The 17,734-nt window shown below is 64.6% G+C and carries 20 protein-coding genes, 1 pseudogene and 1 riboswitch; of the genes and pseudogenes, 5 read left to right on the top strand and 16 right to left on the bottom strand.

The features are described 5' to 3' along the window. Nucleotides 1–158: 158 nt before the first annotated feature. The 7 genes from EN818_RS08080 to EN818_RS08050 form a co-directional block, all read right to left on the bottom strand. The gene (locus tag EN818_RS08080) at nucleotides 159–1,400 is read right to left on the bottom strand and encodes a class I SAM-dependent RNA methyltransferase (RefSeq protein WP_135904178.1); all 1,242 of its coding nucleotides are present in this window, start codon (nucleotides 1,398–1,400) and stop codon (nucleotides 159–161) included. Then, the gene (locus EN818_RS08075; protein WP_135904176.1) at nucleotides 1,397–2,170 is read right to left on the bottom strand and encodes a TlyA family RNA methyltransferase; all 774 of its coding nucleotides are present in this window, start codon (nucleotides 2,168–2,170) and stop codon (nucleotides 1,397–1,399) included. The genes EN818_RS08080 and EN818_RS08075 overlap by 4 nt, the downstream gene beginning before the upstream one ends. 199 nt (nucleotides 2,171–2,369) lie before the next feature. Further along, nucleotides 2,370–4,283, bottom strand: a complete 1,914-nt coding sequence (gene dxs / locus EN818_RS08070) for a 1-deoxy-D-xylulose-5-phosphate synthase (protein WP_135904174.1) — start codon at nucleotides 4,281–4,283, stop codon at nucleotides 2,370–2,372. Between the two features lie 262 nt (nucleotides 4,284–4,545). After that, complete coding sequence (locus EN818_RS08065; protein WP_135904172.1) at nucleotides 4,546–5,466, bottom strand: pirin family protein; 921 nt, start codon at nucleotides 5,464–5,466, stop codon at nucleotides 4,546–4,548. A gap of 8 nt (nucleotides 5,467–5,474) precedes the next feature. Then, a complete protein-coding gene (locus EN818_RS08060) occupies nucleotides 5,475–5,741 on the bottom strand; it encodes a DUF2277 domain-containing protein (protein ID WP_129553063.1) in 267 nt (88 codons plus the stop codon). A 25-nt stretch (nucleotides 5,742–5,766) separates the two neighbouring features. Then, on the bottom strand, nucleotides 5,767–6,018 hold the full coding sequence (locus EN818_RS08055; RefSeq protein ID WP_059186707.1) for an exodeoxyribonuclease VII small subunit: 252 nt from the start codon (nucleotides 6,016–6,018) through the stop codon (nucleotides 5,767–5,769). A gap of 3 nt (nucleotides 6,019–6,021) precedes the next feature. Further along, on the bottom strand, nucleotides 6,022–6,948 hold the full coding sequence (locus tag EN818_RS08050) for a histone deacetylase family protein (protein WP_135904170.1): 927 nt from the start codon (nucleotides 6,946–6,948) through the stop codon (nucleotides 6,022–6,024). Nucleotides 6,949–7,064: 116 nt separating this feature from the next. Next, a riboswitch (cobalamin riboswitch) is annotated at nucleotides 7,065–7,245 on the top strand. Nucleotides 7,246–7,286: 41 nt separating this feature from the next. Between EN818_RS08050 and bluB the strand changes: the two genes are divergently transcribed. Beyond that, nucleotides 7,287–8,024, top strand: a complete 738-nt coding sequence (gene bluB / locus EN818_RS08045; protein ID WP_095805550.1) for a 5,6-dimethylbenzimidazole synthase — start codon at nucleotides 7,287–7,289, stop codon at nucleotides 8,022–8,024. 14 nt (nucleotides 8,025–8,038) lie between these two features. Here bluB and EN818_RS08040 read toward each other — a convergent pair whose 3' ends face one another. The 3 genes from EN818_RS08040 to aroC all read right to left on the bottom strand — a co-directional run bounded on the left by EN818_RS08040 (nucleotide 8,039) and on the right by aroC (nucleotide 11,511). Next, complete coding sequence (locus EN818_RS08040) at nucleotides 8,039–9,019, bottom strand: hypothetical protein (protein WP_095805549.1); 981 nt, start codon at nucleotides 9,017–9,019, stop codon at nucleotides 8,039–8,041. Nucleotides 9,020–9,218: 199 nt separating this feature from the next. Continuing rightward, a complete protein-coding gene (gene ribB, locus EN818_RS08035; protein ID WP_095805548.1) occupies nucleotides 9,219–10,319 on the bottom strand; it encodes a 3,4-dihydroxy-2-butanone-4-phosphate synthase in 1,101 nt (366 codons plus the stop codon). Nucleotides 10,320–10,395: 76 nt separating this feature from the next. Further along, nucleotides 10,396–11,511: a chorismate synthase gene (gene aroC, locus EN818_RS08030; protein WP_129553067.1), complete on the bottom strand. Its 1,116-nt coding sequence runs from the start codon at nucleotides 11,509–11,511 to the stop codon at nucleotides 10,396–10,398. Between aroC and EN818_RS32590 the strand changes: the two genes are divergently transcribed. Continuing rightward, nucleotides 11,510–11,659: a hypothetical protein gene (locus EN818_RS32590; RefSeq protein WP_189523770.1), complete on the top strand. Its 150-nt coding sequence runs from the start codon at nucleotides 11,510–11,512 to the stop codon at nucleotides 11,657–11,659. The genes aroC and EN818_RS32590 overlap by 2 nt on opposite strands. 105 nt (nucleotides 11,660–11,764) lie before the next feature. Then, a complete protein-coding gene (locus tag EN818_RS08025; protein ID WP_095805546.1) occupies nucleotides 11,765–12,025 on the top strand; it encodes a DUF1344 domain-containing protein in 261 nt (86 codons plus the stop codon). A gap of 283 nt (nucleotides 12,026–12,308) precedes the next feature. Here the strand turns inward: EN818_RS08025 and EN818_RS08020 are convergent, their stop codons facing one another. The 4 genes from EN818_RS08020 to EN818_RS08005 all read right to left on the bottom strand — a co-directional run bounded on the left by EN818_RS08020 (nucleotide 12,309) and on the right by EN818_RS08005 (nucleotide 15,363). After that, nucleotides 12,309–12,896 (bottom strand): histidine phosphatase family protein, encoded by a 588-nt coding sequence (locus EN818_RS08020; RefSeq protein ID WP_135904168.1) that lies wholly within the window; start codon nucleotides 12,894–12,896, stop codon nucleotides 12,309–12,311. 38 nt (nucleotides 12,897–12,934) lie between these two features. Next, nucleotides 12,935–13,753: an enoyl-ACP reductase FabI gene (fabI, locus tag EN818_RS08015; protein WP_129553069.1), complete on the bottom strand. Its 819-nt coding sequence runs from the start codon at nucleotides 13,751–13,753 to the stop codon at nucleotides 12,935–12,937. A gap of 108 nt (nucleotides 13,754–13,861) precedes the next feature. Further along, nucleotides 13,862–14,782, bottom strand: a complete 921-nt coding sequence (locus EN818_RS08010) for a J domain-containing protein (protein ID WP_135904166.1) — start codon at nucleotides 14,780–14,782, stop codon at nucleotides 13,862–13,864. 116 nt (nucleotides 14,783–14,898) lie between these two features. After that, nucleotides 14,899–15,363: an RT0821/Lpp0805 family surface protein gene (locus EN818_RS08005; RefSeq protein ID WP_135904164.1), complete on the bottom strand. Its 465-nt coding sequence runs from the start codon at nucleotides 15,361–15,363 to the stop codon at nucleotides 14,899–14,901. Between the two features lie 40 nt (nucleotides 15,364–15,403). Here EN818_RS08005 and pdxH point away from each other — a divergent pair, with 40 nt between their 5' ends. Next, a complete protein-coding gene (gene pdxH / locus EN818_RS08000) occupies nucleotides 15,404–16,021 on the top strand; it encodes a pyridoxamine 5'-phosphate oxidase (RefSeq protein ID WP_135904162.1) in 618 nt (205 codons plus the stop codon). A gap of 22 nt (nucleotides 16,022–16,043) precedes the next feature. Here pdxH and EN818_RS07995 read toward each other — a convergent pair whose 3' ends face one another. Continuing rightward, nucleotides 16,044–16,796 (bottom strand): crotonase/enoyl-CoA hydratase family protein, encoded by a 753-nt coding sequence (locus tag EN818_RS07995; protein WP_135904160.1) that lies wholly within the window; start codon nucleotides 16,794–16,796, stop codon nucleotides 16,044–16,046. Nucleotides 16,797–16,823: 27 nt separating this feature from the next. Further along, nucleotides 16,824–17,360, bottom strand: a pseudogene (locus EN818_RS07990) (acyl-CoA dehydrogenase); the annotation flags it as partial. A gap of 84 nt (nucleotides 17,361–17,444) precedes the next feature. On the opposite strand from EN818_RS07990, the gene EN818_RS07985 reads away from it, so the two are divergent. Next, on the top strand, nucleotides 17,445–17,734 hold a 290-nt coding region (locus tag EN818_RS07985; protein ID WP_145972129.1), incomplete at its 3' end, for a leucine zipper domain-containing protein.

Raw genomic sequence — 17,734 nt, 5'->3', positions numbered from 1 at the left:
TAAGACCCTGCAACAAGGCAGCTTTAGGGCACAATTTCGTCGAGGGAACAAAGGCTTCATAATTTCTTGTGAACCATCGGCTGCGGACTACAGCGCGTCCCGCTATCGGATTCAGGCGGGACGATTGCATTGTCCTTGCCGCAGAACCGCCGCACGCATTATCGGCGCCGTCTCGGCTTCTCCAGCAGCGCGACAGCTTCGACATGCGGCGACCACAGGAACTGGTCGATCGGGGTCACGTTCTTCAGCGCGTAGCCGCCATCGATGAGGATGCGCAGGTCCCTCGCCAGCGTCACCGGGTTGCAGGACACGGCCGCCACCAGCGGCACGTCGGAGCGCGCGATCTGCTTCGACTGGTCTTCGGCGCCGGCACGCGGCGGGTCGAAGACCAGGCCGTCGAAGCCGTTCAGCTCCTTGAACGTCAGCGGTCGCCGGAAGAGATCGCGGCGTTCGCTGGTGACCCGCTTCAGGCCGCTGGCGAAGCGGAAGGCCCGGTCGAGCGCCGCAAGCGCCGGCGCGTCACCCTCCACCGCATGCACCTCCGACTTCGATGCGAGCCTGAGCGCGAAGCTGCCGCAGCCGGCGAAGAGGTCGGTCACCTTCTTGGCGCGCGAAAGATGCCGGCCGACGAGGCTCGCCATCGTCTGCTCGGCGGCCTCGGTCGCCTGCAGGAACGCGCCCGGCGGCATGGCGACGGCGATCGACCCGAATTGCACCACCGGCTTCTTCGGCTCGATGATCACCTCGCCATCGACGGAAAGCTTCGCCAAGCCTTCGGCCATGACGAAGTTGGATGCGACCCGCCGCTGGTTCTCGCCAAGCCTGCCGGCGTCCTGGACGGCGACGTCGAGGCCCGAAGCCGTCACGGTCACAGTCATGTGGAAGGCCTTCGGCGTGGCGCAGACCAGTCCGGCCAGGGCACGTAGCCGATCCAGCGCCGATACGATCGCCGGCAGCGAAATCGGGCACTCCTCGATCGGGATGATCTCGGAAGAAAGCGCGCGCACGAAGCCGAGCAGCATGCCGGCGTCGGTACGGCGGGCGCTGAAGACCACACGGCGGCGCGTGTGAGGCGCGCAAGGCACCAGCGCATCGACCTCGCAAACGATGCCCTTGGCTTTCAATGCCTGCACGACCTTTTCGCGCTTCCACTGCTGATAGGCCTTGGCCTCGAAATGCTGCAAGGCACAGCCGCCACATTCGGTGAAATGGCGGCAGGCAGGATCGATCCTGAGCGGCGAGGTCTCAAGCACCGACATCAACGCGGCGCGGTCTTTCTGGCGGACCGCGGTGACGATCTCGCCCGGCAGCGTGAACGGGATGAAGACTTCGTCGCCATCGGTGCTGGCGATGCCGTCGCCCTGCGCGCCAAGCTTGGCGATGGTGAAGCGCGCGCTCATCGCGAAACCGCGTCCTTGACTGCAGCGAGCAGGAATTCGCGATTGCCGTCGCCGCCTTCGATCGGCGACGGATCGAGTCCCAGCACGCGCCATCCGGCAATGCCGGCAAGCCAGTCGCGCAAACCGGCGGCGATGCGTTCGGCGTCGGTCGAGTCCTTGAGCAGCCCGCCCTTGCCGATCGCTTCGCGGCCGGCCTCGAATTGCGGCTTGACGAGAAGCAGCGCCCTGGCGCCTTCGGCGGCCAGGGCAAGCGCGGGAGGCAAGGCGAGCTTCAGCGAAATGAAGCTGACGTCGCAAACCAGGAAATTGGGAATGCTGCCGTCCAGATCGGCGGCGTTGAGGTCGCGGGCGTTCAGCCCCTCGATGACCCTCACCTTCGAATTACCGGCGATCCCAGGATGCATCTGGCCATGACCGACATCGATCGCCGTGACGTGGGCGGCGCCTCGTTCGAGCAGCACCTGGGTGAAGCCGCCGGTCGAGGCGCCGATATCGAGCGCTTCGCTGCCCGCGGGATCGAGCCCGAAAAGGTCGAGGCCGGCAATGAGCTTCAACGCCGCGCGCGAGACAAAGGCCTGTGCCGGATCGTCTACGGCAACGAGGCAGTCCGGCGTGACGAGCTGGCCAGGCTTGCGGGCGACCGCGCCGTCAACGCTGACCGTGCCGCGGGCGACCGCGTCGCGGGCGCGCGAGCGGCTGGCGAACAGGCCGCGCTCGACGAGCAGTTCGTCGAGCCTCAGGCGCGTGCTGGCTGGCAAGGGAGAATTCATCGGCCTTCATTGGCGAAAGCCGGCCGCGAAGGCAATGGGCATCAGAAGACCGTCCGCGACACACGACGCTCGACGCCGGCGTCAGCAGCTGAGGAACCTGCTCGTATGTCACGTCATCTTGCCGGCGACGATACGGCAGCGCTAACAACAAGTTACAGCTTTAAGCCGGCAAACCGATTCAGAAAGTTGAAGCTTCGATTCAGGCGCGCTGCGCCTGCACGCCGTGGCCCAGCGCGGCGAAGACCGTGCGCACGATGCCGGCCGTATCGAGGCCCGCGTCGGCATACATCTTCTCGGGCTTGGCGTGGTCCGTGAACTCGTCCGGCAAGATCAGCGGGCGCACCTTGAGGCCGTTTTCCAGCAGCCCTTCATGGGCGAGGAAATGCAACACCTGGCTGGCGAAGCCGCCGATCGCGCCCTCTTCCACCGTCACCAGAACCTCATGCGAGCGCGCGAGACGGCGGATGAGTTCCTCGTCCAGAGGCTTGGCGAAACGGGCATCGGCGACCGTGGTCGAAAGGCCCGCCGCGCCGAGTTCCTCGGCGGCGAGCATACAATCCTGCAGCCGCGTGCCGAAGGAGAGAAGCGCCACCTTCGTGCCCTCCTTCAGGATGCGGCCCTTGCCGATCTCGAGCACCGAGCCGCGCTCCGGCATGTCGACGCCGACGCCATTGCCGCGCGGATAGCGGAAGGCGATCGGGCCTTCGTCGTAGGAAGCGGCGGTGCGCACCATGTGGCGCAATTCCGCCTCGTCGGCGGCGGCCATGACGACGAAGCCGGGCAGCGAGGCCAGGAAGGTCGTGTCGAAGGCGCCGCAATGGGTGGCGCCGTCGGCGCCGACGAAGCCGGCGCGGTCGATCGGGAAGCGCACCGGCAGTTTCTGGATCGCCACGTCATGCACGACCTGGTCGTAGGCGCGCTGCAGAAAGGTCGAATAGATGGCGGCGAAGGGCTTGTAGCCCTCGGTGGCGAGACCGGCGGCGAAGGTCACCGCATGCTGCTCGGCGATGCCGACATCGAAGGTCCTGGCCGGGAACACCTCACCGAAGAGGTCGAGGCCGGTGCCGCTCGGCATGGCGGCGGTAATCGCCACGATGCGGTCGTCCTCGCGCGCCTCCTGGATCAGGCTCTCGGCGAACACCTTGGTGTAGCTTGGCGAGTTGGCCGGCGCCTTGGCCTGCGCGCCGGTGATGACGTCGAACTTGTTGACGCCGTGATATTTGTCGGCGGCGGCTTCGGCCGGCGCGTAGCCCTTGCCCTTCTGGGTGACGACATGGATCAGCACCGGGCCGTCGGCATTGTCGCGCACGTTCTTCAGCACCGGGATCAGGTGCTCGAGATTGTGCCCGTCGATCGGACCGATGTGGTAGAAGCCCATCTCCTCGAACAGCGTGCCGCCGGTGACGTAGCCGCGCGCATGCTCGACGGCGCGCGTGATGGCGCGATCTGCGCGCTTACCGAGATAGGACGACAATTTCTTGCCGAAATCGCGCAGGCCGAGATAGGCCTTGCCCGAGGCGAGCCTGGCCAGATAGGCGCTCATCGCACCGGTCGGCGGGGCGATCGACATGTCGTTGTCATTGAGGATGACGATCAGGCGGGCGTCGAGCGCACCGGCATTGTTCAGCGCCTCATAGGCCATGCCGGCCGACATCGCGCCGTCACCGATGACGGCGATGACATTGTTGCGGCCGCCGGAAAGATCGCGGCCCATGGCCATGCCGAGTCCGGCGGAAATCGAGGTCGAGGAATGCGCGGCACCAAACGGGTCGTATTCGCTCTCTGCTCGCCGGGTGAAGCCGGAGAGCCCGCCCTCCTGGCGCAGCGTGCGGATGCGGTCGCGGCGGCCGGTCAGGATCTTGTGCGGATAAGCCTGGTGGCCGACGTCCCAGATCAGCCGGTCTTGCGGCGTGTTGAAGACATAATGCAGGGCGACCGTCAGCTCGACCACGCCGAGGCCGGCGCCAAGATGGCCGCCGGTATGCGAAACGGCATCAATCAGCTCGGCGCGCAGTTCCGTCGCCAGCTGCGGCAGCGCGCTTTCGTCAAGCGCCCGCAAATCCGCCGGGATGCGGACCTGGTCGAGAAGCGGGGTTTCGGGTTTCTGGTTCACTGCGGAGCGGCCTGTAAGATCTTAACCTTGCGTCAGAGAGGTTAACCGTTTCACGGGACCGCTCTGTCTCTTTGTTCCACGCAATTCCGGACGCAAAACCGTTTCACACTTTTCCTGGAATTGCTCTTTGTTCCACGCGATTTCGGACGGAAAACCGTTTCACACTTTTCCTGGAATTGCTCAACCTTCACAAATATGCGCCTCGATCATGCGCGAAATATGCCGCCGGCAGGCGAATGTAAATGCGTGTCAGTGACGCGGTTCAGCTTTCCGGCAGCGGAATGAACTCTTCCTCATCGCCGGGAACGATATCGAAGCGGCCTGTCTTCCATTCTTCTTTTGCCTGCTCGATGCGTTCTTTCGAAGACGAAACGAAGTTCCACCAGATATAACGCCTGGAGCCGAGCGAGGCTCCGCCGAACAGCATAAAATGCGCCCCCCGCTCGGACGAAACGACGATCTCGTCGCCCGGTTTGAAGACCAGCAGCCGTTCTGCGGGGAAGCGGTCGCCGGAAATCGAGACCTCGCCTTCCAGCGTGTAGATGGCACGTTCCTCGGCCTCGGGGGGAATTTTCACGCTGGCGCCCGGCGCCAGCCGCAGATCGGCATAGAGCGTGTCGGAAGCGGTCGTGACCGGCGATCGCAGCCCGGACAATTCGCCGATGACGACACGGCCGCTGATCCCTTCGGCATCGATCTTCGGCAGGCGGATCACCGCCGTGTTCTCGAAGATCGGAGCGACCTCTTCCTTGCCGTCGGGAAGCGCCAGCCAGGTCTGCAGGCCGGAGATCGACATCGGCGCGCCGCGCAGTTCCTCCGGCGTGCGCTCGGAATGGACGATGCCGCGCCCGGCGGTCATCAGGTTCACGTCGCCGGGCGCGATCACCATCTCAGTGCCGAGCGAGTCGCGATGCCTTATCCTGCCATCGAACAGATAGGTGACGGTTGACAGCCCGATATGCGGGTGCGGGCGCACGTCGAGCGCCTGCCCTGCCCTCAGGATTGCCGGTCCCATGCGGTCGAAGAAGATGAACGGCCCGACCAGCCGGCGCTTTGCCGTCGGCAGGGCGCGGCGAACCTCGAAGCCGCCGATGTCCTTGGCGTTGGGGACGATCATCAACTCGATACGATCGCAGGCGAAGGCATCGCCGGGTTCAGGATCGTTGGCCGGGAAGAAGCTCATGCGATGGCTCAGGCGAAGCGGAGTGCTGACCTGGCCTTCGCCTTGGCAGCCTCTTCCTCGCGATTGCGCGGATGCTGGGTGGTCTCCATGGAATCGAGCAATTCACGCGCCGCTGCGGCAATCGCTTCGACGGCATGGTTGAAGGCATGCTCGTTTCGCTTTGACGGTTTGGTCGAACCGCTCAGCTTGCGCACGAACTGCAACGCCGCGTCATGGACTTCGTCGTCCGTCGCCGGCGGCTCGAAGTTGAACAGGGTCTTGATGTTGCGGCACATGCTTGAACTCCTTGCCCGTTTTTACCTACTCGGCGTCCAGCGGCTCCGTTCCGACCGGCTTGCCGTCGCGTGACAGCCTGATCTTCTCGACCTTGTCCTCGGCCGCCTTCAGCAGACGATCGCAATGTGCCTTCAACGCCTCGCCGCGCTCGTAGATGCGGATCGACTGGTCGAGCGGGACGTCGCCGCGCTCCAGATCATCGACGATCTTCTCCAGTGCGTCGAGCGCCTGTTCGAAGCTCATCGCCTTGACGTCCTCATTGCCTTCGCCAGCCATATCCTATCCCTTCATCAGCCGCCCGACATGGGCGGCGACCGAAAATGCCAATCCCTGCAGATCGTAGCCGCCCTCCAGCAGGCTGACGAGCCGATTGCCGCTGTGGCGCCCGGCGCGCTCCATCAGTTGCCCGGTAGCCCAGTCGAAATCATCCTCGGTCAGGTTGATCTCGGCCAGCGGATCGCGATGATGCGCATCGAAACCGGCAGAAATGATGATCAGGGCGGGCGCGAAGGCGTCGATCGACGGCAGCACGCGCGACAGGAAGGCGTCGCGGAACAGTTCGCTGCCGGTGCGGGGGGCCAGCGGCGCATTGACGATGTTGCCGGCGCCGGTCTCGCTCTTTGCGCCGGTGCCGGGATAAAGCGGCATCTGGTGGGTCGAGCAATAGAGCACCGACGGATCGTCCCAGAAAATGTCCTGCGTGCCGTTGCCATGGTGCACGTCCCAGTCGACGATGGCGACGCGCTCGGCCTGGTGCTTCTTCTGCGCGTAGCGGGCCGCGATCGCGGCGGTGTTGAACAGGCAAAAGCCCATCGCGGTGGTCTTCTCGGCATGATGGCCGGGCGGCCGCGCAGCAACGAAGACATTGCTGGCGCGGCCGTCGAAGACGTCGTCGACGGCCGCATTGGCGGCGCCGATCGCCGTCACCGCGGCCTGCCAGCTCTTCGGGCTGGCGCTGGTGTCGGCGTCGATCGAGACGATGCCGCTCTCGGGAATGGCGGCGCGGACGCGGGCAACGAAATCCTGCGGGTGGGCATAGAGAATGGTCGCCTCATCGGCTTCCGGCGCCTTGACGCGATCCAGAGCCGAAAATGAGTCATCATCCAGCACACGCTCGATGGCGCGCAAACGGTCGGGCCGCTCGGGATGACCGGGTGGCGTAAGGTGTTCCAGGAATACCGGATGAGTGTAGAGACGGGTTGTCATGGCGCCTAATCTAGGCACGCGCAGCCCGGATGACCATGTTTCAGCGCCGAATGGCTGGGGAAAATTCGCGCCCGATAGTGTCGCTGACGGCATTGGCGCGGCGCCCGCCTCACGGTAAGGTCGTGTCACTGCCTGGTGCCCGCAACGCGCGGGAGAATCGGGAACACGGTTGAACTCCGTGGCGTGCCCAACGCTGTAAGGGGGACCGCGCCGGCAAAAGCCACTGTCGATGACGGGAAGGCGCCGGACGCGGGACGATCCCGAGCCAGAAGACCGGCCTGGCAGACATGGTCTTGCGCTTGGTCAGGCGCAGGGCTGCTGTCGCAAGGGGAAAAGCGATGCAGGCAGGAGCGGCCGCCGGCGGCGGCGATGACTTTGACCAATTGGCGCGCGAGGCGGTCTACCGGGCGATGTTCACCCGGCGCGACGTGCGCAGCCATTTCGTCGCCGACGATCTCGACGACAGCGTGCTGGCGCGGCTGCTGACGGCCGCCCATCACGCGCCGTCGGTCGGCTACATGCAGCCGTGGAACTTCATCGTCATCCGCGATGCTGAACGGCGCCGCCAGGTGCGCGACCTGTTTTTGGCGGCGCGCGAGCAGGAATTGCCGGCCATCGAGGCGGAGCGGCAGGCGCTCTACCGCAAGCTGAAGCTCGAAGGCATCTGCGAAAGCGCGCTCAATCTCTGCATCACCTGCGACCGGCAGCGCTCGCAGAACTCGCCGCTCGGGCGCTGGCACAATCCGGAGATGGATCTCTACAGCACCGTCTGCGCGGTGCAGAACTTCTGGCTGGCGGCGCGCGCCGAAGGCGTCGGCGTCGGCTGGGTCAGCATCATCGAGACCGAAGCGCTGAAGCGGCTGCTGTCGATCCCCGACCATGTCACGCCGATCGCCTATCTGTGCGTCGGCCGCGTCTCGGCATTCGCGCCGAAGCCGGACCTGGAAGCACATGGCTGGGGCAGGCGCCTGCCTTTGCCCGAACTGGTGATGAGCGAGACGTTTTGCGGCGCCGGCGAGGCACCGCTCAAATCGGCGATCGCCAGCCTCGGTCTCGGCGACCGGCCGAAGCCCTGATCAGGCGGCTGCTATCAAGCCGCCCGGGGCGCATCCCAGCGCGAGCCGCCGAAGGAATTGAGCGCCTTGTCGCGAAGCTCCCTGAACTTCGACGAGGTGTCGGCCAGGCGCCGGTCCCATTCGGGATTGGGAGCCTGGCCCTCGATGGCGGCGAAATAGACCTGCATCAGCGAGGCGATGGCGAAGGGCTCGATGAAGGCCGCCTTGAAAGCCCAGGCAAAGACGATGGCCAGCACGAAGGCCCAGCCGGCAAGCTGCCCGGGCATGACCCACAGGATGGCACCGGCCGGCGCCAGCATCAAAAGGAAGATGACGAAGGACACGCCCCACATGATCACCGCCAGCCAGACGGCGTTCTTGACCATGTGCTTGCCGTTCTGCGCGTAGAGCACGACCCCTTGCCTGGCGGTCTCGAAAGGCGTGTTCGAATTGATGCGGATATTGTAGCCGAGGATGATCTCGTCGACATAGGTCAGCGACAGGCGGATGACGGTGTTGATGAAGCTGACCACGCCACTGAGTCCCGGAATGGGCAGGAAGGCGGCGATGCCGCCGACCAGGCCGGAAATGGCGCGGATCGCGCCCTTCACCAGTTGGTCGACGACGAAAAGGATGTTGGCCTCGGCAAAGCGCTTGGTCACCACCTCACGCGCATAGGCGATCTGGCCCTGGCCGTCGGGCACGTCGTGGCCGTCGATCAGGTGGACGATCACGGCGATGTGGCCGGCCTTGAGGACGTAGAGGATGTATTCGCGGATCCAGTAGACCGCGATCGAAACGACGCCAAAGCCGACAACCCCGCCCCATAGGGCAAACGACATCGGCCCGTCGGGATCGGTGGAGATGTGGCCGACGCCGTAGCCGACGCTGGCGCCGGTTCCGGTCGCCATGATGTAGGCCACCGTGATGCCGAAATAGACGATCATTCGAAAGGCAATGAACGGCCAGGTCCTCATCATGATGGACACCGACCTGCCGACGCTGAAGTCCCACATGACCCCGACTCTCCCGCCTCAGAGAATGGCCGAGGAGGATGCTCTCACCCGCACGTTTGTCAATTGTGGCTGCGGCTCGCGGCTGCCAAAACCGGTGCACAAAGTCGACGGTATGGTTAGCCAGTGGTGTGACCAGGGCCCGCTTGAGCAGGCTTTCGAGCTACCGCTCGGAAGCCGCAAGCGTCACCCTGAATCCCACCTACAGGATTTCGGTCTTGGCGATGTGGATGCCAAAGCCCTCGAGACCAACATAGTGGCGCTCGCGCGAGGCAATCAGGTTGATCGACGAAATGCCGAGATCCTTGAGGATCTGCGCACCGAGGCCGATCTCGCGCCACTCGTTCTCGCGGCGGCGCGCCTCCTCGTGGTCCTCGCGTTCGCCGCTCGCCGGACGGTTGCGCTCCTGGTGGGCGACGCCGACCGAGCCCTCGCGCAGATAGACGATGACGCCGCGCTTGCGCTCGCCCATGGCTTTCATGATCGCGTCCAGCCGGTGGCTGGTGCCGAAGACGTCGGTGACGACATCTTCCGAATGCAGGCGCACCGGAACGTCCTCGCCATCGCGGATGTCGCCGAAGACAACCGCGACGTGGTGCATGGAATCCCAGGGAAGCGTGTAGGTGAAGACCTGCGCCTTGCCGCCGGGCGTGTCGATGTCGGAACAGGCGACGCGCTCGACCAGCGTTTCCTTGCGCTGGCGATAGGCGATGAGATCGGCGACCGAGACCTGCTTCAGGCCGTGCTCCTCGGCGAAAGCCTGCACCTCGGGGCCGCGCTTGACGGTGCCGTCATCATTGACCAGTTCGGAGATGACCCCGATCGGCGGCAGGCCGGCGAGCTTGCACAGATCGACCGCCGCTTCGGTATGGCCCGAACGCATCAAGACACCGCCCTCGCGCGCGATCAGCGGGAAGATGTGACCGGGACGGACGAAATCGGAGGCGCCGACATTGCCGTTGGCAAGGTTGCGCACCGTGAGGGTGCGGTCGTCGGCGGAGATGCCGGTGGTCGTGCCGTGCTTGAAATCGACGCTGACGGTGAAGGCGGTTGTGTGGGCGGAATCATTGTCGGCCACCATCGGCGCCAGGTTCAGCCGCCGCGCCTCTTCGCGCGGCATCGGCGTGCAGACGATGCCGGAGGTGTTGCGGACAATGAAGGCCATCTTTTCCGGCGTGCAGTGAACGGCGGCAACGATCAGGTCGCCCTCGTTCTCGCGCCCGTCATCGTCCATGACGACGACGATCTCGCCGCGCTCGAAGGCGCGGATCGCTTCGACGATCTTCTTCTGGTCGTAGGGCATGAGGTGCTCGCTTCGCTCGCAGGAAATAGGCAGTAGGCAGTAGGGAAAGAAAAAGGCTGTTCGGGCGGCCTACTGCCTATTCCCTACTGCCTATTCCCTTACCTGTCTGTCCTCTGTGCCGCAGATAATGATCCGCGATCGCGCAGGCAACCATGGCTTCGCCGATTGGCACAGCGCGGATGCCGACGCATGGATCGTGGCGTCCCTTGGTCATGACATCGACGTCCTTGCCGTCCTTGTCGATCGACTTCCGCGGCGTCAGGATCGAGGAGGTCGGCTTGACGGCGAAGCGGGCGACGATCGCCTGCCCGGTCGAGATACCGCCCAGGATGCCGCCGGCATGGTTGGACAGGAACACCGGCTTGCCGTCATTGCCGATGCGCATCTCGTCGGCGTTCTCTTCGCCGGTGATGCGGGCGGCCTCGAAGCCGTTGCCTATCTCGACGCCCTTGACGGCGTTGATCGACATCAGGCCGGAGGCGATGTCCTGGTCGAGCTTGGCATAGATCGGCGCGCCGAGGCCCGCCGGCACGCCTTCGGCCACGATCTCGATCACCGCGCCGACCGATGAGCCCGCCTTGCGGATGCCGTCGAGATAGGCAGCGAAGACCGGAACGGACGCTGGATCGGGAGTGAAGAACGGGTTTTCGGCATCGCCGACGAAATTCCAGTTCCAGTTGGCGCGATCTATTCGTTTCTCGCCCATCGAAACCAGCGCGCCGCGCACGATCATGCCCGGCACCACCTTGCGCGCCAACGCGCCGGCAGCCACCCGAGCCGCGGTCTCGCGCGCCGAGGAGCGGCCGCCGCCGCGATGGTCGCGCAGGCCGTATTTGACCTCATAGGTGTAATCGGCATGGCCGGGCCGGTACTGGCGGGCGATCTCGCCATAGTCCTTGGAGCGCTGGTCGACATTCTCGATCAGCATCGACACCGGCGTGCCGGTGGTGATCATCGTCTCGCCGTCTTCGTCGAGGATGAAGCCCGAGAGGATTTTCACCTCATCCGGCTCGCGGCGCTGGGTGACGAAGCGCGACTGGCCTGGGCGGCGCCTGTCCAGTTCGGCCTGGATATCCTCCCGCTTGAAGCGGATGCCGGGCGGACAGCCGTCCACAACGCAGCCGAGCGCGGCGCCATGGCTTTCACCCCAGGTGGTGACGCGGAAAAGATGGCCGAAGGTGTTGTGAGACATGGAAAGCGCCCTGCCCGGCGGCGGAGCCGGCAAACTAAAAGTGGTGCAGCGTTCCTCACGCATCCAAAAGGACGCGCAGCGCTGCACGCTGCCTTCTATTGGCGTTTTCCACAGCGGTCAAACGGTGTTCCGGCGCATCAATCTGTGATCGGGCGGATTTAGTTTTGACACATTCGGTTGGTTTCTGCTCTCTTCCATCCGCCGTTGAGGATCCGCCGCTGACCAGCCGGCGCAATGACCAAAGAGGACGACGATGCGTACCCTGATTGGCGCTGTTGGCGCCATGCTCTTGATTTCCACCGCCGCCTTCGCCGGCCAGACCGAAGGACTGATCAAGAAGGTCGACAAGGACACGCTGACGCTGACGCTGGACGACGGCAAATCCTACAAGCTCAACGCCGAGACCGATCTGGACGCACTGAAACCCGGCATGGACATCGTCATCGCTTTCGACGTGACCAATGGCGAGAACGTCGTTACCGATATGCAGCTGCCGGACAGCGACCAGAATTAGTTCCTCGCTGCGAGGTCTTGGCCAACGCGGTGCGCCGGTAGAGGACCACTTTCGAAATTAGCCGGACGCCGAAAGCTTCGTCATTCTAGGGCGAAGCAAGGAGCGGAGCGACGCGCGCAGACCTAGAATCCATGCCGTTGCGTCGGAGCTTTGCAGCAGTGCAGAACGTTTTCTATTCTGCGCCGCTTTTGCCATTCGGCTAGGTCACGACATGGATCCTAGGGTCTCCGCGACGGAGCTTCGCTCCTGCTTCGCCTAGGATGACGAGGTTGAGGCGTCTGCCTCACAGCCACTCCAGGCTGCGGCCCTGCAGCCGCAGCAGGCGATCCTGCGGAATATCGAGGTTGGCCGCTTGCTTCTTCGACATTCCTTCGACAAGGCGGAACAGGCAGCGCATGACCCCGCCGTGGGTGACGCAGACCGTCTGCCGGTCGAGGGTATCCAACCACGGCTTGATGCGCTCGAGCAGCATCTCGTAGCTTTCGGCGCCCTCACCTGGCGGCTGGAAATCCCATTTGGCGTGCCGGCGTCCGGCGGTCGAACCCGGAAGCCTGGCCTCGAGCTCGCCAAAGGTGAAACCCTGCCAATCGCCGAAACTCAACTCCACAAGACGTGGATCGGTGCGGTAGGCGAGCGGATCGAGTGCCATCGCCGCGCGCATCAGCTCCATCGTCTCGCGCGTGCGGCGCATCGGGCTGGCGACGAAGTCGAAATCGGTGGGCTTGTCGACGAACTCGGCCAGGCGGCGACCGTTGCGGGTCGCCTGCGCGCGGCCGAGCGCGTTTATGTCTGTATCCGCCTGTCCCTGCAGCCGACCCTCGACATTCCAATCAGTCTGGCCGTGGCGCGCGATGTAGACGAGCGGATACATCAGTCTTCCGGAGCTCGGGCCAGGGCCGGGACGGAGGATCAGTCCTTGATGGTCGAGATGTCCGGCGCGTCGACCGCCTTCATGCCGACGACGTGATAGCCGGAATCGACGTGATGGACCTCGCCGGTCACACCGCGCGACAGGTCCGACAGGAAATAGACGCCGGAATCGCCAACCTCTTCCTGCGTCACTGTCTGCTTCAACGGCGCGTTGTATTCGTTCCACTTCAAAATATAGCGGAAATCGCCGATGCCGGAGGCGGCAAGCGTCTTGATCGGGCCGGCCGAGATGGCGTTGACGCGGATCTTCTTGGCACCGAGGTCGACCGCGAGATAACGCACGCTGGCTTCGAGCGCCGCCTTGGCGACGCCCATGACGTTGTAATGCGGCATGACCTTTTCGGCGCCGTAATAGGTCAGCGTCAGCAGCGAGCCGCCTTCGGCCATCAACGGCTCGGCGCGCTTGGCGATGGTGGTGAAGGAAAATACCGAAATGTCCATGGTGCGCAGGAAATTGTCGCGCGTCGTCTCCACATAGCGGCCAGTCAGCTCGTCCTTGTCGGAAAAGGCGATGGCGTGGACGAGGAAGTCGAGCTTGCCCCAGTGCCTGGCGATGTCGTCGAACACCGCGTCGAGGCTTGCCGGATCGGTCACGTCGCAATGACCGGCGACATGTGCGTTGAGCTCCGCCGCCAGCGGCTCGACGCGCTTCTTGAAGGCTTCGCCCTGATAGGTGAGCGCGATTTCGGCGCCGTGATCAGCGCAGGCCTTGGCGATGCCGAAAGCAATCGACCGATTGTTAGCGACGCCGAGGATCAGGCCTCGCTTGCCGGCCATCAGGCCTTTTGCACCCGCCATGTGAAAGCTCTCCGCAAGAATATCTGCTTCGTGGAGAGCCCTATCGCACAGGCACAAGGCCCCTTCAAGCGCCGAAAGCCGGCTGTGGAGGCGACAGAACTGCGCCGGTCACCCTTTTGCGCGGCGCATCAGGGCTTCGAGCTCGGCGTCGCCGCCTTCCGGCAGCATCAGCCGCACATGCGCGTAAAGATCGCCATGACCGCCGGCTTTTTCCGGCAGTCCCCTGCCCTTGAGGCGCAGAACCTTGTCCGAACTCGACCATGCCGGAACATTGACGGCGAGCTTGCCGGTGGGCGTCTCGACCGCCACCTTGGCGCCGAGCACCGCGTCTGCCAGGTCGACGGGCAGGTCGACATGCAGGTCGCGGCCCTCGATGCGGTAGCGCGGATGGCGGCGGATATGGATCTTGACCAGCGCGTCGCCGGGCTGGCCGGGCCCCTGCTCGCCCTGTCCCTTGAGCCGAATGGTCTGGCCCTCCTCGACATAGGCCGGCAGCTTGACCGCCATCTTGCGGCCATCCGGGAACATCGCGGTTACTTTCTCGGCGGTGGCCGCCTCTTCGACGCTGATGTCCAGCGTGACATTCAAATCAGCGGCCTGCGCAGGCTGGCGGCGCTCGCCCCGGCCTGCACCGCGGGAGAAGGCATCGCCGAAGATCTGGCTGAAAATGTCGCTGTTGCCGTCGAACGGGTCGCCGCCCGGGCGTCCGGTGCGAAATTCGAAATGCGCGCCGCCAGGACCTTGCTGGCGACGGAAGCCGGCGAACGGATCGCCACCGGCCGCGCCCTCGAAGCCCTGGAATTTCGGCTTGCCGTCGGCGTCGATCTCGCCACGGTCGTAGGCGGCGCGGGTCTTCTCGTCACCGACGATCTCGTAGGCCTGATTGGCGGCGGCAAAACGGTCCTTCGCCTTGGGATCATTCGGATTCTGGTCCGGATGATGCTTCTTGGCGAGCTTGCGGTAGGCCGATTTTATGTCCTTGGCCGATGCGTTTTTGGCAACGCCCAGCACCTCATAGGGGTCGCGCATGTTTCCTGCCTGCAAGAGAGAATTGAGTCACAGTCGCCCCCTATATGCGCTTGGATAGGAAGAAATTCCAGTGGCGCAAGAGGAAACCGACAAGCGAAAATCCGGGCGCCCCGAAGTCAGAGCGCTTTGAATTGCTGCATGCGCCAGCCGCCAGTGCCGGCCATGCACAACTGACCTTTGTACATGACGACGCCGTCGAAGCTCTCCCGCGTGGCGGCGAAGCTGCGGCAGGTCAGCCCGCCATCCTTCAGTTCCACCAATTCAGTGATGGAGCCGCGCGAGCCGGTACCGGCATTGGCCCATGGCACCGCCTGGCCGCCGAGTTCGCGGATGTCGGCCGAGGAGACCGCGTTGCCGATGGTGGTCTGGTCGGAGTCGTTATCGCCGGCAGCCGGCGCGGCAGGCGAGGGAGACGCGCTGGAGGTGATGATCGAGCGGTCGACCTCGGCCTTTTCGAGGCTGAAGCCGCCGGCGCCGCAGGCGGCAAGCGGAAGCGCCAGCGTCAGCAACGCAGCCTTGAGGCTGGCCGAAGCGATAGCGCTCCATTGCCAGTTGTCAAAAGCTTGCGCGATACGCGACAATCGGCCCACTCCTCCGTAACCGTAAAAAATTCGGAAAACTATGAACGAAACTGAGTTAACAAGCAGTGACTTCACCGAGGCCTCGGAGCCGTTCCGGCTCTTCGCCGAATGGCTGGACGACGCCACAAAAAGCGAGATCAACGATCCCAATGGCGTGGCGCTGGCAACCGTCGACACCGATGGCATGCCGGATGTGCGGATGGTGCTGCTCAAGGGGTTCGATGAAAACGGATTCGTCTTCTACACAAATTTCGAGAGCGCCAAGGGTCGCGAGATTCTTGGCACGATGAAGGCGGCGATGTGCTTCCACTGGAAGTCGCTGCGCCGCCAGGTGCGCGTGCGGGGACCGGTGGAGATCGTCACCGACGCCGAGGCCGACGCTTATTACGCGACACGGCCACGCGGCAGCCGCATCGGCGCTTGGGCGTCGAAACAGTCGCGGCCGCTGGAAAGCCGCTTCGCATTGGAGAAGGCGGTGGCGGAGTACACGGCGCGCTATCCGATCGGTAACATCCCGCGGCCTAAGCACTGGTCAGGCTTCCGCATCGTGCCGACCACGATCGAATTCTGGCACGACCGTCCGTTCCGGCTGCATGATCGGCTCGTATTTTCACGCAACGCCGCTGGCGGCTGGGACAAGACGCGGCTCTATCCCTGAGGACGGCAGAAGGCGGGAGGGTTCAACCTTTCTTGCGCGTCATGAAAGCGGTGAGCGCGGCACGCGCCTCGTCGGATTTCAGCCGTTGGCGAAAGTGCTCGCTCTCCACCTTGATGCGGGCGAGGAGTTCCTCGCGGGAGCCACGCATAAGGTCGCGGGCGATCTTCAGCGCCTGTGGCGGCTTGGCGGCGATCTCGTTGGCCGCAGCAAGCACCGCGTCCTCCAGCGCGTCTTCCGCGACCACTTCATAGATCAGGCCGGCGGCCTTGGCGCGCTCGGCGGAAAAGCCCTCGCCAAGACCGAGCAGCGCAAAGGCGCCCTGACGGCCGAGGATTTGCGGCGCGAGCAGGCTGGAGCCGGCTTCCGGCACCAGGCCGAGGTCGACGAAGGGCGTGCGAAAGATCGTGCGCGGCGTGGCGAAGGTCAGGTCGCAATGCAAATTGAGCGTGGTGCCGATGCCGACGGCGATGCCGTCGACACCCGACACCATCGGCTTCTCCGCCCTGGCCAGCGCCACCAGGAAGTCCCAGACTTCCGTGCCGCCCTCGCCGCCGGTGGCGATCACCAGGAAGTCGGCAAGGTCGTTGCCGGCAGAAAAGGCGCCGGGTACGCCGAGGAAGACATGGACGCGCACCGCCGGATCGGCGTCGCCTTCGGCAAGACCTGCCGACATTTTCGCGTACATGGCGCGGGTCAAGGCGTTCTTCTTGTCCGGCCGATTCATGCGGGTGATCTGCACGGCGCCCCGGCGCTCGATGAGGATATGATCGGTCACGGTCGATTCCTTCGCAGTTCGGGGCGTTCAGGCCAAGATCAACGCCTTGCCGGCGGCGGCGAGACTGTCGGCACCGTCGACGACGCGCTCCTTCAGGGCCTGGGTCTCACCAAGCAGGTTTTCGGCGAAGAAGCGGCAAAGGGGGATGCGGCCGCGATCGGCGAGACCGCCCTGCGCCAGATAGGCGCCGCCGGCGGTCAGCGAAATCAGGCGCAGATAGGGCGTGGCGCCGGCCATTGCGGCGTCGGCCTTGCCGTCGGCCAACTGCTTCTGCAGGAAGCGCGTCGCCTCGTCGAGGTCGGCAAGCGCGCGGTCGAGATTGTCCGCGGTGCGGCCGAAGCCTTCAATGTTGGAGGTGCGCACGCCATCGGCTACCGCTTTCAATTCGCCGATGTAGCGATGCACGTGCTCGCCGCCGCCGAGCGGCAGCTTGCGCGACACCAGATCGATCGCCTGGATGCCGTTGGTGCCTTCATAGATCGGCGCGATGCGGGCGTCCCGATAGAGCGCCGCCGCGCCCGTCTCCTCGATGAAGCCCATGCCGCCATGCACCTGGACGCCTAGCTGTGAGCTTTCGGGAGGTTGTCCATTCGGACCGGACCGAGGAGACTGGAGTTACCACGCTTCAGCATCCATCGGAGGATCCGAATGAACATCCATAAGAATGCCCGTCTCACACCGCTGCGTCGAGAGGAGATGGCGCTGTCGGTGATAGAAGGCGCTTTCTCCAAAGCCCATGCGGCGCGTGTCTACGGCGTGTCGGCCAAGATCGTGGCGCGCTGGGTCGAGCGCTACAAGTCCGAAGGGCGGGCCGGCATGATCGACCGTTCCTCGCGGCCCGCCCATATGCCGCAGGCCACCGCTGCGTTGATCGCCGAGCGCATCATGGCGCTGCGGCGGCAACGTTGGACCGGCAAGCACATCGCCCATGAGGTCGG

Origin of the sequence: Mesorhizobium sp. M3A.F.Ca.ET.175.01.1.1, from assembly GCF_004791945.1 — a bacterium.
GTDB lineage: Bacteria > Pseudomonadota > Alphaproteobacteria > Rhizobiales > Rhizobiaceae > Mesorhizobium.
This window is presented reverse-complemented; position numbering and strand designations above follow the sequence as displayed.